The following is a 14621-nucleotide window of genomic DNA, read 5'->3' on the forward strand; positions in this document are numbered from 1 at the left end:
AATTTTTACTCATTATAGCGTAAGTAGGATGTAAGGTCATGCATAATTTTTCACTATTACCGGATTTATTTTCATAATGTTCGGTATCTACACAATACAACAGAAAACTACATTTTTTCTTCAATATCCTTCTTTATTATGGTCTCTCCCATGCGATTGGATACCTTTTGATAAATATACGAAATCGCCAACAGTACAACACCAAAAGAGAAGTAGGCTACAATTGTGCTTCCTGTCGTTAATAGATGCAGATCATACAACAGCAGCTTACCTGTCGACAGCAAGGTCAAGCCCAATCCAAATCTGCGAATGTAGACCACTCGCTTGAGGAAGCCGTATACAATATACAAAATGGCCAGTAGCAAATACACCAGACTGAACACAAGACCAGCATCCCCCAGACGGAACTGAACTCCGAGAAAGGCGGTTATGATGCCCAGCAAATATACACCCATAATGACCGGATATAACTCATTACTTCTATAATGTCGGGTCATCAGTGCGTTCAAGAAATCCCTGCTACTGAAGAATACCAGCACATTGAAGGCAGCAAGTACCACCAACGCCACATAATCAGCAGCCGTATTTTGCGCATAATTTTCATGCAAAGTTGGAATCGCTACGGTGGCCACCAGTGCCAGCGCATAGCCTATGACGTACAACGCCAAGCTGTAGTATTTAATCACCCGATCGTACAGCAGCTTCACTTTAGGCAGGAAATAAGCCAACACCAGCGATACGCAGGTGTACAACAATACTTTGTACAAGGTGTAATGGGCAAACTCGTCGGATACAACGATGTTATACCAATGCCCGGCTTCATACAAAAGGTAGAAATACACGTTCACCAAAGCTACATATTTAAATCCTTGCATGATATGCATTTCGTACAACCGATTGTTTTTGAAAGCATTCGGACGGCTAAATTCAATCGCATAGAAGACGGTAACGACCAACATTCCCAGTGTAATGAGCGTATATTTGAGTCCAAAATAATCCGTCTCAAATCCTGACAACAGATATATAGGGAAATCGACGAAAAAGAATGCGCCCAGACACAGTAATAAAATGCCCCAGCCAGCTCGTTCCAATTCCTTCAACCGGTAACGGTGGCCATATAATGTAAGAAGAACCGCTTCGATCAACCACCCCATGGATAACCATCTAACTCCAAACTGGAACGGAATCATAAGGATGGCAAAGGTCAACGAAGTCGCATAAAATAATATTTTGGTTTGTTTCTCCTCTGGAATATATCGACGGACCCATTGTCCCAGACCCCCGTACACCAAGCAAAAGACGAGAGCCAACAAGCCTTTATAATCATCCAGGCCTGCATCGCCGAACAGAGAATACAGAACGGAACAGCTCACGACTGTATTCAGAGCCAATAGGGAGAAATCCAGCCATGACAGTTTTGTTTTTAAACGGAACGGCACCCACAGTGTCATCCCGAGGTACATCGCAAATGTAATGACTGCATACAGCATGCTCGCTACGGCGCTTTCCGATAACCACGCCAGCACAATCATCAAGGGCGTATTAAGCAAAAAGCTGATATATTGCACGACGACCCACCGTTTGCGGAAGGATACAAGCAGAATCAGCAAGTTTAACAGGAACAAATAGCCCATGGCGATATACACGGCGTTCCCTTCCAGCCCGTTCGCTGCCATATAGGAAAAGAGCGGAAGATATCCCCCTACTAAACCAAAAGAGCATATCGTTCGGGATTCATACCTTAATGACAGTAGCACAGCGGTCACTGTAACGAGTACGGACAAGCCTATGCCTGTATACATTCCTATGATTTCTAACAAAAAGTAGCTGTAAAAAATCGATCCGTACAGTACAGAAATACCGCCGCCCAAAATACCGAGCGCAAAGGTCTGCTTCTGCTTGCGGTACAGCCATTCGCCGCCGCCCAGCATCAGCGCTCCTAGCAGAAAGAAGGCAACGCCCTTCATATTTCCTGTAAACCAGTTCGAGTATGAGTATTTAAATGCGGCTCCTACACCCAATATAATGAGCAAAATCCCCAGCTTGTTGATCCAGTTCAAGCCTAACTTCATTTCAAACTGATTTTGCTTCATGCGCTTCTGCATCGTTTCTTCGCTGATCTCTTCTTCTCCGAACTGCTGGAACTCGCTTGCCGTCTGATGAAGCAATTTGCGCTCGGCCTCCTGAAACCGCCTGCGTTGCTCCATGATTCGGTCTCGTATCTCCTCTGAGAACAGTCGTAATCGGGCGACGATCTCGTCCTGATCTTCTTTAAGCTCATGCGTAGTTTGCTGAATAAGCTGGTCCACTCGGTTTTTAGCCCCATATTCAAAGGATGTCAGCCGATTTTCCCCTTCTGTGGTTCTGGAAGCAAAATAGGTCTCCAGCTTTTCACGCGAAATGCGAATCATATTCGCCTTTTCGCTCAGCATTTGCTCCGTCAGCGCAGTGCGCAATTTTCCATTTTCCTGCTCAATATGTCGTACTCGCTCTTCCAAGTGAATGCAGCGAGCCTGATAATCCTCGAACTTTTTTCGCAGAACCTCATTCTCCAAAATGATATCTGAGGCTTCATAGTCTGCGATTAATGTTTGATACTCCTTGAGCAGCTTGTTCTGTTCTTGGCGGATCGTATGTAAACGATCTTTAAAATCCTCCATGTTCTCCTCCATCGCTGTCCATTTTGGTAATCATTACATTTTACATGAAATTAAAAAGGCATTATAGAGACTATAGCCTATTTTGAGCGTTAAATTGGTGCTTTTACTTAAATTTTCTTCCAGTTTCATCATCACAAAAAAAGCAGGACGAATATACATAAGAAATAAAGCCTACCTTTTCCCTTCGCAAACATGAAACCCGCATGGATGTGTTGCAGAGTCATGCCCTTGATTACCCTGCCGAAAATCAGTATACTAACAAAAAAGCAAACGATATTATGCCTGTGAAGAGCATCCAACTCGGAGGCGTTTACGCCAAGGACCATACGTTAGCGTAGGATATGGCGATATGTACCTAAGTAAACCGGACCCGCCCGTTACAGCGGAGCAAAGTGGATTGGAGAGTCATGACATCTGTCATGCTGTCCGGTCAATTTGGGTGGCACCGCGAGATCAAAGCGCTCCTCGTCCCTTATGGATGAGGGCGCTTTTTGTATTTTTATCCGAAAAGGAGTGCGGTGTCATGTTGGATATCAAATGGATCAGAGAGCATCAAGAACAGGTTCAGACGGCAGCAGACGGCAAAGGAATACAAGTATCGGTCGCAGAGCTGTTGACTCTGGATGAGCGGAGAAAACAGCTGCTTCAGGAAGTGGAACAGCTTCGGCAGAAGCGAAATCAGTGTAGTCAGGATATTGGTGCGCTAATCCATGCTGGTAAGAGTGAGCAGGCCGAAGGAGCAAAGCATCAGGTCAAAGAAATTAACGGACAGCTAGATCTTCTGGAGGCCCCGCAACAGGAAGTAGAAGAACAGTTTCAACAGCTTTTGCTTCTGATGCCTAATATCGTATCGCCAGATACACCACGGGGGAGATCAGATGAGGATAATGTAGAGCTGGAGAGGGTTGGAACGGTTCCGAACTTCGGATTTGAGCCAAAGGATCATATGGCGCTTGGTGAGCTTCACAAGCTTATCGATGTCCCTCGGGGTGTCAAAACAGCCGGTACCCGTAACTACTATCTGACGGGAGCAGGGGTTGCATTGCATCGGGCTGTGCAGCAGCTTGCGGTGGATCTGCTGACTGAACGCGGATTTCAGTTGCTGGATGTTCCGCTGATGGTACGTGCAGAGGCGATGCGCAGCACTGGTTTCTTCCCGCTCGGACTGGATCAGACGTATCGCATCACAGGAGAGGATCAGTGGCTTGTAGGCACTTCGGAAGTGCCGCTGGTCTCGTATTACAGCGGTGAGATCGTGGATGTTACGGACCCGATTCGGCTGGCAGCCGTGTCCGTATGCTTCCGCAATGAGGTCGGCTCGGCCGGAAGAGATGTGCACGGACTGTATCGTGTGCACCAGTTTGCCAAGGTCGAGCAGGTCATCATCTGTGAAGCCAGCCTGGACGCTTCAGAGCAGATGTTTCAGGAGATTACGCGCAATGCGGAGGACCTGCTTCAACTGCTGGAACTGCCCTACCGTAAGATGGCTGTCTGTACAGGCGACATGGCGCAAAAAACCTACAAGCAGGTGGACATTGAGACATGGATGCCTAGCCGTCAAGCTTACGGCGAGACACATTCGTCGTCGCAACTGCTTGATTTTCAGGCGCGTCGTTCCAACATCCGCTACCGTAATGCGGACGGCAAGCTGCGATATTGTTACACGCTCAACAACACAGCGGTTGCTTCGCCCCGGATTTTGATTCCGTTGCTGGAGCATCACCAGCAAGAGGACGGTTCGATCCGTATTCCGGAGGCTTTACGTCCATATATGCCGCGAGGTATGGAATTTTTGCGTACTCCCTTGTTATGAAAACAGGAGTGCACTTTGAAAAGTAGTACCCCATGAGCAGGATTTCCCATTGTATCATCGCAAAAAAGACGAAGGACAAATATCCTTCGTCTTTTTGATGTTTCATTGTGTCATTGTGCTTCTGCTTCCCAAGCGCTGGCAGGGCCAAAGAATTCATAGTGGATATCCGAAGCAGGGATATTCCACTCCTTCAACAGGCCGTATACCGATTGCATGAATCCCTCAGGGCCGCAAAAGTAATATTGTGCGTTACGTTCCGGTATCACGGATTGCAACCAGGCCAGATCCAAACGACCTTCCTTGTGAAAAGCCTGTGCCAGCCGATCTTGCTCCGTTGGTCTGCTGTAACACCAACGAACTGCAGCCTGTGCATGTGTGGCGACCAGCTTTTCCACCTCATTGCGCAGAGCATGGTTATCTCCGTTGACTGCTGCGTGGACAAAGGTGACAGGCCGATGCGGAGCAGATTTCACCAAGGAAGCCAGCATACTGACCATTGGGGTTAGCCCGACCCCGCCGCTGATCAGCACGACAGGTCTGCGATCTGCCCGATCCAGCGTAAAATCACCCGCCGGTGCAGATACCTGAAGCACATCGCCCTCTTGTACCTGCTCATGCAGATATACGGATACTTTACCTGCCGGACGTGACTCTACGGCATCCTCGCGCTTTACAGATATCCGGTAGTGGGATTGGCCCGGTGCATCCGAAAGGCTGTATTGACGAATATGGGTATTATGTTCGCCCGGAATTTCCATTTTTAAGCTGATATATTGCCCAGGCTCGAATTCAGGCAGCACCTGTCCATCCTGCGGCACCAAATAAAAGGACGTAATTTGGTCGCTTTCCTTAACCTTTTTCTGCACAACAAAGCTCTTAAAGTCTGACCAGCCTCCCTGCTGCTGTCCAGCCTCCTTGTACATTTCAGCTTCCATGTCTATAAATACATTAGCGATCACACCATAGGCCTCAGCCCATGCGGCAATGATCTCGTCTGTAGCCGCATCTCCCAGTACGTCTTTGATCGCAGCGAGCAGATATTTTCCGACAATTGGATAATGCTCGGGCTTAATTCCCAAACTGCGATGCTTATGTGCAATCTGACGTACCACCGGAATAATTTCCTCCAGACGGTCAATGTGCTGTGCAGCTGCGTATACAGCATTGGCCAGCGCCCCTTGTTGACGTCCTTGCTTCTGATTCGCGTGATTGAATATATTGAGAAGCTCGGGATGGGCCTCAAACATCATCTGGTAAAAACGCTTGGTGATTGTAGTTCCATGTACCTCCAAAACAGGTACAGTCGATTTGATCGTTGCAATGGTTTGCTCACTTAGCATCTTTGTATCCCTCTTCTCTCCAAAATAAGATCAACAAAGGGTGTATCAACATATGCCCCATTTGTTAATCCTCAATTTAAAGCAAGTATACCCAACTAAAGTAACCGTTTATGTGATTCTAGTCACTTTAAATTTGAATTATTCGAACATGTCAATGACAAAACGCACATTTAAAAACAATTCCGATATAACGAACGCACTTTCCCCTAACAACAGTTTCACCATTCTAAAGACTTCAATTTATTCCACTTGTAAACGCTTCCAATTGGGATAAAATCGAAGATGAGGTGCCGGACAAGCCGTTACGGCCCATCCTATTCGTGTTAAAGGAGGCAGATGATATCGTGAAGTGGATCCACAGCAGCAAATGGTTAGCCGCATGGATTTGTATCCTGTTCGCAGTGTCCAGTGCGGGTCTTCAACCCGACGTAGCCCATGCCCATACAACAGGAGTTACGCAAGCAACCTACGGGACCGAAGTGAACCAGGCGCTGAATGGTTTGGACGTCGCCAATGCCGAACTATCCCTGAGCGCAACAGCAAGCACGGCCATTACGAACGGAACGGATTGGAAAGACACCGCAGGTAACCCCATTCAGGCGAACAGCGGTAATATCCTAAAAGTAGGTTCCACTTATTATTGGTACGGCGAGCACGCCGAAAACTGGAAATTTGAAAAAGTGAACGTGTATACCTCAACCGATCTGAAAAATTGGTCCTTCCGCAGCACTATTCTCACCAAAGGTTCCGCCCCTGAGCTAAATTCGAGCAAAATCGAACGTCCCAAAGTCATCTACAACAAAACCACCGGAAAATATGTATTATGGGCGCACTATGAAAATGGCACGGACTACTCCCTAGGTCGTGTAGCCGTCGCTACCAGCGATACACCCGACGGAAATTTTGCCTACCAAGGCAGCTTTCGCCCGCTGAATTACGAGTCTCGTGATATGACGGTGTTCACGGATACTGACGGTAGCGGCTACCTTATTACAGCTTCCCGTAAAAATGGCGGCGCCAACGATACGATGGCGATCTTCAAGCTGACAGCTGATTATACAGGCGTGCAGTCGTTTGTTGGCTGGATTTTTGAAAATGGCTATCGCGAAGCTCCTGCTGTTGTGAAAAAGAACAACACCTACTACCTGTTCACCTCGCAGGCATCCGGCTGGTATCCGAATCAGGGCGCTTACGCAACCGCCAGTTCCATGACGGGAAGCTGGTCTGCTCTATCGCCCTTCGGTGATCCGGCGGCTTATGGATCGCAAATCCACTCCATCGCCACGATTACGGGTAGCGCGGGAACCAGCTACATCTATATGGGCGACCGCTGGAACCCGCTCAATCTGAGCGACCACAAATTCATCTGGTTACCACTAACTCTGAATGACGCCAACAAAACAGCAACCCTGAACTGGTACAGTAGCTGGGATCTGGATGCTGCCACAGGCACAGTAATTCTACCGTCCCTTGTGAATCATGCACAGGGCAAAACAGCGACTGCTAGCTCAGCCGCATCCGGTTCTCCAGCTTCACTGGCGAACGATGGCAACGCCCAAACCTCGTGGAAGGCTACTTCCGCATCCTGGCCTGCATGGTGGCAGGTCGATTTGGGCAGTTCCAAGACCATCCGCGAAGTGGGTATTTCATGGTTTATGTACAAAGGATCTGAAGCGTATTACAAATACAAAATTGAATACAGCATGGATGGAGTCAACTACTCCACGATTGATCGCACAGGTAATACCACATATGGTTTTACCAGTGACAAAGTCAATTTTCAAGCTCGCTACGTGCGAATCAACCTTGTAAATGCAGTGCTATTCAATAATCCGAACAACTGGTATACCCCGACAGTGCATGAAGTCAGATTGCTTGGCCATTAACTTGCTTCATTAAAAAGAACATGACAGGAGAATCCCATATCAAATAGGCTTCTTCTGCCATGCTTGCTTTACCACCTGTTTCGTACTCATTCGCTCAACGTATCCGATTTACTGTGGTAAACACAAATTTATCATACCGATGCCGTGAGAATGAGTATTCAAACGGTATACCCGTATCCAGATAACCTACCTGCTCAATTTCTAAAACCGGATCATCCACACCACAGTCCAAATACTCCCAATCTAGCTCAGTCGACTTGGACGCGCGGATGGTACGATGTGAACTGACAATATTAAGGCCCAGCTCCTCCTTAATATGTTTGTACACTGAGCCGTGCAACACCTGCTCGGTAATACCGCTGATCAGCTTGGTAGGCATGTATGTGCGCTCTATCACATAGGGCTCGCCCTCTACAATACGCAGACGGACGACATGATACACAGGAGAATTGGCATCAATAAATAGATGCGCCGCTACCTCTTCAGATGGAAATTGAACGTCAAACGCTATGATTTTACTTTTGATTTCTTTCCCGCGCAGTACGTTTGTCAGCCCCAGCATTTCATTCACAACGACATTAACCGGGACATTGTAGACCGATTTGACGATAAAGGTTCCGTGTCCTCTTTTACGATTCAACAGCCCTTCCGACACCAACGTATCCAATGCCCGCTTAATCGTCATCCGACTTACCCGGAACTCACTGGCCAGTGAAATTTCATCGGGAATCGGATCATCACTGCTATAGGTCTTATCTATAATACGCTTCTTGACCTCTTGTGCAATCCGTTCGTATTTATTCATCTGTCTACCACCTGTACTAAAATTTGTTTTATGTCAGCATTTTACCAAAAAAATCGGTAGCGCTGGTTCTTTTGGTTCTGCAGGCGGGGACATCGAGGTATTACGGTATAAGTAAGTATACCGAACAATATACTTTCTCACCAGCAGTATACAGAGTAACTTGGCACGGTGATAAAAAAAAGGCGGTCCAGAGGACCACCCACCACCTTAGAATCCGTTATTTTCGATCACTTGTTTGAACCAGTGCCCACTCTGTTTAACGGATCTTTTGCCGCCGTCCTGAAGATCGACAGACACAAAACCATAGCGATTCTTATAAGCATTCGTCCAGGACCAGTTGTCCATAAACGTCCATAAGTGATAGCCTTTCACATTGGAGCCCTCCAAGATGGCCCGTTGAACCCATTTGAGATGCTCACGGATAAAATCAATGCGATAGTCATCATGGATCATGCCGTGCTCATCCCTGAATTTTTCCTCGCCTTGAACACCCATCCCATTTTCTGAAATGAAGCATTCAATGTTGCCGTAATTCAGTCTGACATTGGTCAGAATGTCGTAAATGCCCTTCTCATAAATCTCCCAGCCCCGCATCTCATTCATCTTACGGCCAGGCATAGCGTAATAATCGAAGAATCGTTCCGGCACAAAAGGCGCGTCCGGATTCGGCAGACTTTCGCGGGCCTTGACTCTGCGAGGCTGATAATAGTTAATCCCCAGCAGGCCCACCGTGCCTTGACGTATAATCTCCCGGTCCCCGTCTTCCATCAGCGGTACAAAGCCCTCTTGGCGCAACAGTTCCACGAGCAAAGGGTTAAATTCTCCCGTCACAGATGGGTCTAAAAAGGAACGGTTAAAGAACGCATCGCATATTTCAGCAGCCTGCACGTCTGCCGGGTGCTGACTACGCGGATAGGTCGGCGTCAGGTTCAAAATAATTCCGATTTTGCCCTTGTAGCCTCCCTCTTTGTATGCCTTAATGGCACTCGCGCTCGATAACAGGGTATGGTATCCCACCTGTACAGCTTTACCGAAATCCACTTCATTCGGATAATGGAAATCGTACAGATAGCCGCCTTCCACTGGGACAATCGGCTCATTATGCGTAAACCATTTGGCCACACGATCTCCGAATAGCCCAAAGCAAGTGTTAGCGTAATCTACGTAAGCTTCGACCGTCTCCCGGTTCACCCATCCTCCTTTTTCCTGTAAAGCCATCGGCAAATCAAAATGATACAAACTCACAAATGGCTCAATCCCCGCCTGATGCAACTCTGCAATGACGGCATTATAGAAATCAACCGCCTTCTGGTTCATCGCACCCCTTCCCGCTGGAAACAGACGCGACCAGGAAATAGAGAACCGGAAGGAGTTGTGACCAAGCTCTTTCATGAGTGCAATATCTTCTTTGTAACGGGTATAGAAACGGGACGTTTCGCCAGGTCCAACCCCGTCATAAAAACGGTTCGGCTCCTGCTCAAACCAATAATCCCAAATGTTCGGTCCTTTGCCGTCTCCCTCCATGGTTCCTTCTGTCTGGGTAGCCGAGGCCGATGAGCCCCACCAGAAGTCGGATGGAAAACGGTATTGAATGGTTTGCTGCTCGATATCTTTCATTTCGGTATGATTCACAGCTCTACTCCTCTCTCTTTTGCATGAATAAGCTGCTAATCCAGCAGCTTATTCACATTACATTCCAACAGTTTGATCCTTACCTGCAATGGCTGCTTGGTTAAGCTCCTCTTCCTGCTCTTTACGAACGTTCATCCGATCAATAAATTTCAGGAATGGGAACCAAATGACAAAAACGACAGCCATATTAAACAACTGCAGTACGCCTCCCATTAGAGATCCCGTAGCCATCATTCCACTAAAGAACAACGGCATCGTCCAAGGGACCTGTATTCCGTTAGGCGGTGGTACAAGCCCGGTGGACATCGCGAAGTAAGTAATCAGCGTAACGATCATTGGAGCAATGACCCATGGGACAAAAATAAGCGGATTCATCACAATCGGCAAACCGAAAATGACGGGTTCATTGACATTGAACAGACCTGGTCCAATGGCCAACTTACTGACCTGCTTCAATTGCTTGCTCTTCAGGAAGATCAGAATCGTGAGCACGACTGCCAGTGTCATACCTGTACCACCGATACCTACGGTATAAATATCCACAAACTGCTTGGTGATAATATGCGGCAGTTCCGCTCCTTTGGAGTATGCTTCATAGTTTTCAAGTGCCAGCGTATTCCAGATCGGCTCCATAACCGAGTTGATAATGATTTGACCATGAAGACCAAAGAACCATAAAAGCTGAACAAAGAAAATAGCAATCAATGTAGGGATAATGCCACTGCCCAAATGTACCAGCGGTGCCTGTACGGCATGATAAATCAGATCATGCAGGTTATTATGAAGGGTCAGTGTAACTACAACATTAATGATCAAAAATATGCCCAATGTAATACATGCCGGAAGCAAAGCGGCAAATGACTTGGCAACTGCCGGCGGAACGCCTGGAGGCATTTTGATAATAATGTTCCGCTGTGTCACTCTTCGGTAAATTTCACCAGCTATAAAAGCAACGATCATGCCAAGGAACATGCCTTTGGCCCCAATCCGATCCAACGGAATGACACCAGCAATCGTGGCACCGCTTTCTTGTGTCAGCACAAACGGGGTGAGCATCAAGAAGCTGACCAACGCGATCATGCCGCCGAATATGGGCTCGACCTTATAACTTCGGGATAAATAATAGCCGATCCCGACAACCACGAATAAGGTCATGATGTTCAGGGTCGCACTCGGCGCAATGTTCAGCAGACTGTTAAAAGTCGCATAATTACCGTCGCCCATCCAACCTTTTAGAAACGGCAGATTGATAATAACGACAATGATGGAGCCAAAAACTGTTAATGGAAATGACAGCATAAATGCATCACGCAGTACAGTAAGATAGCGGTTGTTGTTCAGTTTACCGGCAATAGGTATCAGTATCCGGCTTAATTTCTCAAACAAAGCCTATTCCTCCCCGCGAAGTGACTTGCATCAATAGGGTTGCAAGCTTTTCATGTCCTCAATTTCACATACTTATATGTTTCGTTATAAATTTCTGGATTTGAACAGCTCCAGCAATTCTAGAACCAGGTCTTTCATGGTAACCGTGGACATCAGATGATCCTCGGCATGCATCAGAAGGAGCGAGAAGGGAGTTTGGGTACCTCCCGCTTCCTTCTTAACCATTTGAAAATGGATATCATGTGCAGCACGTAAATCCTGCTTGGCTTGTTTGAGCAGTTCGTCCGCACCTTCTACATTCTCATTTCGGTATTCGGTCAGCGCCTGAATTACTTTACTGCGAGCGCTTCCACTATGAAGAATAAGTTGGAAACTAATCTGTTCTTCCGTCAGTTCAGCTATATTGACTTTATCCATTTTTGCGTTCCACCAGCTTCACGGCCTGTTCATAGGCTTTCTTACCGTCAACCATTCCGTAGGCCATCATGTCGATCACTTCTACGTGAATACCATATGGAGCTGCTTCCTTTTCCAGTTGTCCTTTCAGAAAACTCATTTGTGGTCCAATCAATACCGCGTCAGCCTTAGCCATGTCTTCTGCCGCCTGATCTTGACCTACTGCCCAAATTTCAGCCTCGTCCCCAATGGACTTAGCATATTCCTGCATCTTAGTAACCAGCAAACTTGTAGACATACCTGAGCTGCACGCCAGTAAAATTTTTTTCATGATTATTCCTTCCCTTCAAGGTATTATTGGATGTTAAGTACTAGAAAACGTTTACAGCGTAATTATAAATCCAGTCTTTTGATTTGTCTATACATTTAGGTTATATGTATAGACTTTTTTTAAAATGACACGACTTCTCCACTTTTTTTCTTAAAAATGAACGTGATCTCTTATCTTTAATCTCTCAGTAATAGCTGAAAATTAGAAAAATTTAGAATATCAAGAAACATTCCTACATTTTTATCGTCTATATTATGGAAGACCTTACGTATGAGGGTAAGATTTTCCGAAGCCCAAAGTTAAAAAATCAACTCACAAAGGAGCTTATGCATGTTAAAAAAGTTAGGATTAGCTGCATTGATTCTGGTTACTAGCCTCTCCGTTATTGGAACAGGCTGGGCCGCATCCAGCACAACAACCATTGAAGTTTCTAAAACTGCTCTGGATTACAACATTGCTCGCCCGCTGAGCGATGGTGCTTTTCATGATGGCTTATTGGCCGCTGAAACATCCGCTGGAAACCTTGTGTATTACAATACCAAAGGAGCAAAAGCTTTCTCACTTCCCGCCGAGCTTAAACCCGTTGGCGATTTTCATGAGCAGCGAGCCGTCGTCAAAAATACAAAAACCAATCTCTATGGGTACATGAACACCAAAGGGACACTGGTCATCCCTTGCCAATATACCGAAGCCAATTTCTTTTCCGAAGGAAAAGCCAAGGTTACCATAGCAGACACCAAAGAAAATGCAATTATAGATCGAACGGGAAAAATCCTTTCTCATTTTAAAGAAAATGGGGAGTCAGAATATGTATTTACAGACGGTCTGGCCCTCGCCTACGCCCCCAACACTGGCAAGATCGGTTTTGTGAATGCCTCTGGTCAACTAGCGATTCCTTATAAATACAAATACAGTCGTGGTTTCTCGAATGGCTTGGCTATTGTTCAAAATAGCAAAGGGCTGTACGGGTATATCAATACAGCAGGGAAAGAAGTCATTCCTCCTCAATATCAATCCGGTGGAGACTTCTCGGAAGGATTGGCCCCGGTGCAAAATACCAAGGGAAAATGGGGATTCATCAATAAACAGGGAAAAGTCGCAATTCCCTTTAAATTTACGGATGCACAGGATTTTAGTGAAGGCTTGGCGAGTGTGAAAAATGCAAAAAATGAGGTTGGATTTATTGATAAAACCGGAGCATTGGTCATTAAATATCAACAAAAATTTGACGTTACCTCTCCATTCAAGGAAGGCTTAGCTTTAGTCGGTAAACAAACACAATCATCCGTCTCAGACGGCAAATTCGGTTACATCAATCGTCAAGGGCAACTGCTAACTAAACTTGAGTACAGATCCGAATCTTCTTCCTTCTCCAATGGCTATGCTGTTGCTTTTATCAAACCAGGCAAAGCGTTTATTATATCTAAACATTCCGTTTCAAAATAAAAAAGACGACCCCGGAGGCAGATCGAGTGGATCTGCTTCCGGGGTCATTAGATTTCCAATATCTTGTATACAATTAGTCGTGTGTGTAGAATTTTACCCCAGGCAGATCTGCTGCCACCCACGAATAATTAATGGTGTTACTGTTATAATTTTTGGTCCCCGCCTGTGCAACCTGTACCTCCTTCAAAATCGTGATCGATGAACCCTTCGGTCTGACAACAACCACATGACCATGCCCATCTGCTTTTTTGATTCCGATGGTAGGATACCCGAGATTTGCTCTTTTTTGAGCATCCTGAAAGGTTACAGTGTACCATCCCGGCGCATTGTTGCCCAGTAAAGCATCAGCCATTTGATTGGCTAAGCCACTTGGCAGGGAAGCCGACATCGCAGACATCACATCTTGTGCAAAAATATTACACTTCGTTCCACCTACTGGCGAATACTTTTTGTTCGTTTCTACCTTAAAACCGTCAATTACAGATGCGTAAGTACTTGCACTTCTAGCCATTGAAATTCCCCCTGAATATAAGTTGTAGAGGAAATGAACGGAGTCGCTTGAACATCTGAATGGCTCCACATTCAATTGATGTTGGCCTCCATTCCCTCTCAACTATTAGGGTGATTTCCGCCTTACTTTAACAACGCAATACCACGGAAAAATTAACTTATTTTTATTTTTCTATTTAAATTTAAATTCCATCTACAGTGATGGCACGGCCTTCTGATCCATTAGGTTGAGAAAATAAAACGCCTTTCTCGTTAATCATCACTTAACTGAAGGCTTTCTTCACTGATTACGGTTGGAACGATAAGCTCAGGAGTAGTCGTAGGCTTAGCTTGTGTTAAATAGTCTGCTGCCCCCACCATCAGAGCGATGCCGATAAATAGCACGATCCAATTACGATTCTTTTTTATCATCTGTA

12 protein-coding genes are annotated in these 14621 nt (G+C 46.1%); 3 read left to right on the plus strand and 9 right to left on the minus strand.

Going from position 1 to position 14621, the window contains the following annotated elements; translation table 11 throughout:
• Positions 1-107: 107 nt before the first annotated feature.
• Positions 108-2660 (minus strand): DUF2339 domain-containing protein, encoded by a 2553-nt coding sequence (locus MKY98_RS25545; RefSeq protein WP_069012252.1) that lies wholly within the window; start codon positions 2658-2660, stop codon positions 108-110.
• Between the two features lie 523 nt (positions 2661-3183).
• On the opposite strand from MKY98_RS25545, the gene serS reads away from it, so the two are divergent.
• Complete coding sequence (gene serS / locus MKY98_RS25550; protein ID WP_069012253.1) at positions 3184-4473, plus strand: serine--tRNA ligase; 1290 nt, start codon at positions 3184-3186, stop codon at positions 4471-4473.
• Positions 4474-4583: 110 nt separating this feature from the next.
• Here serS and hmpA read toward each other — a convergent pair whose 3' ends face one another.
• Positions 4584-5813, minus strand: a complete 1230-nt coding sequence (hmpA, locus tag MKY98_RS25555) for an NO-inducible flavohemoprotein (protein WP_069012254.1) — start codon at positions 5811-5813, stop codon at positions 4584-4586.
• 344 nt (positions 5814-6157) lie between these two features.
• Here hmpA and MKY98_RS25560 point away from each other — a divergent pair, with 344 nt between their 5' ends.
• Positions 6158-7699, plus strand: a complete 1542-nt coding sequence (locus MKY98_RS25560; protein ID WP_069012255.1) for a family 43 glycosylhydrolase — start codon at positions 6158-6160, stop codon at positions 7697-7699.
• A gap of 94 nt (positions 7700-7793) precedes the next feature.
• On the opposite strand, the gene MKY98_RS25565 is transcribed toward MKY98_RS25560, so the two are convergent.
• The 5 genes from MKY98_RS25565 to MKY98_RS25585 all read right to left on the minus strand — a co-directional run bounded on the left by MKY98_RS25565 (position 7794) and on the right by MKY98_RS25585 (position 12249).
• The gene (locus MKY98_RS25565; RefSeq protein WP_029518770.1) at positions 7794-8504 is read right to left on the minus strand and encodes a GntR family transcriptional regulator; all 711 of its coding nucleotides are present in this window, start codon (positions 8502-8504) and stop codon (positions 7794-7796) included.
• A 207-nt stretch (positions 8505-8711) separates the two neighbouring features.
• The gene (locus MKY98_RS25570) at positions 8712-10121 is read right to left on the minus strand and encodes a glycoside hydrolase family 1 protein (protein ID WP_049817047.1); all 1410 of its coding nucleotides are present in this window, start codon (positions 10119-10121) and stop codon (positions 8712-8714) included.
• Positions 10122-10193: 72 nt separating this feature from the next.
• Complete coding sequence (gene celB, locus MKY98_RS25575) at positions 10194-11522, minus strand: PTS cellobiose transporter subunit IIC (RefSeq protein WP_029518772.1); 1329 nt, start codon at positions 11520-11522, stop codon at positions 10194-10196.
• Positions 11523-11606: 84 nt separating this feature from the next.
• The gene (locus MKY98_RS25580) at positions 11607-11939 is read right to left on the minus strand and encodes a PTS lactose/cellobiose transporter subunit IIA (protein WP_013312602.1); all 333 of its coding nucleotides are present in this window, start codon (positions 11937-11939) and stop codon (positions 11607-11609) included.
• Positions 11932-12249, minus strand: coding sequence for a PTS sugar transporter subunit IIB (locus MKY98_RS25585; RefSeq protein ID WP_029518773.1), 318 nt, complete (start codon positions 12247-12249; stop codon positions 11932-11934). Before MKY98_RS25585 ends, MKY98_RS25580 begins: the two co-directional genes overlap by 8 nt.
• A 330-nt stretch (positions 12250-12579) precedes the next feature.
• On the opposite strand from MKY98_RS25585, the gene MKY98_RS25590 reads away from it, so the two are divergent.
• Positions 12580-13695 carry a WG repeat-containing protein gene (locus tag MKY98_RS25590; RefSeq protein WP_069012256.1) on the plus strand — a complete coding sequence of 372 codons (1116 nt, stop codon included), beginning with the start codon at positions 12580-12582 and terminating at the stop codon, positions 13693-13695.
• Positions 13696-13768: 73 nt separating this feature from the next.
• Here MKY98_RS25590 and MKY98_RS25595 read toward each other — a convergent pair whose 3' ends face one another.
• Positions 13769-14206, minus strand: a complete 438-nt coding sequence (locus MKY98_RS25595; protein WP_069012257.1) for a hypothetical protein — start codon at positions 14204-14206, stop codon at positions 13769-13771.
• 251 nt (positions 14207-14457) lie between these two features.
• Positions 14458-14616 carry a hypothetical protein gene (locus MKY98_RS25600; protein ID WP_176715748.1) on the minus strand — a complete coding sequence of 53 codons (159 nt, stop codon included), beginning with the start codon at positions 14614-14616 and terminating at the stop codon, positions 14458-14460.
• Between the last annotated feature and the right edge of the window lie 5 nt (positions 14617-14621).

It is taken from the genome of Paenibacillus sp. FSL M8-0228 (assembly GCF_038007385.1).
GTDB lineage: Bacteria > Bacillota > Bacilli > Paenibacillales > Paenibacillaceae > Paenibacillus > Paenibacillus polymyxa_D.

Excerpts from the sequence above, each read along its gene's own strand:
- MKY98_RS25545 (WP_069012252.1), bottom strand. The coding sequence starts at position 2,660 with ATGGAGGATTTTAAAGATCGTTTACATACGATCCGCCAAGAACAGAAC.
- serS (WP_069012253.1), top strand. The coding sequence starts at position 3,184 with ATGTTGGATATCAAATGGATCAGAGAGCATCAAGAACAGGTTCAGACG.
- hmpA (WP_069012254.1), bottom strand. The coding sequence starts at position 5,813 with ATGCTAAGTGAGCAAACCATTGCAACGATCAAATCGACTGTACCTGTT.
- MKY98_RS25565 (WP_029518770.1), bottom strand. The coding sequence starts at position 8,504 with ATGAATAAATACGAACGGATTGCACAAGAGGTCAAGAAGCGTATTATA.
- MKY98_RS25570 (WP_049817047.1), bottom strand. The coding sequence starts at position 10,121 with ATGAAAGATATCGAGCAGCAAACCATTCAATACCGTTTTCCATCCGAC.
- MKY98_RS25580 (WP_013312602.1), bottom strand. The coding sequence starts at position 11,939 with ATGGATAAAGTCAATATAGCTGAACTGACGGAAGAACAGATTAGTTTC.
- MKY98_RS25585 (WP_029518773.1), bottom strand. The coding sequence starts at position 12,249 with ATGAAAAAAATTTTACTGGCGTGCAGCTCAGGTATGTCTACAAGTTTG.
- MKY98_RS25590 (WP_069012256.1), top strand. The coding sequence starts at position 12,580 with ATGTTAAAAAAGTTAGGATTAGCTGCATTGATTCTGGTTACTAGCCTC.
- MKY98_RS25595 (WP_069012257.1), bottom strand. The coding sequence starts at position 14,206 with ATGGCTAGAAGTGCAAGTACTTACGCATCTGTAATTGACGGTTTTAAG.
- MKY98_RS25600 (WP_176715748.1), bottom strand. The coding sequence starts at position 14,616 with ATGATAAAAAAGAATCGTAATTGGATCGTGCTATTTATCGGCATCGCT.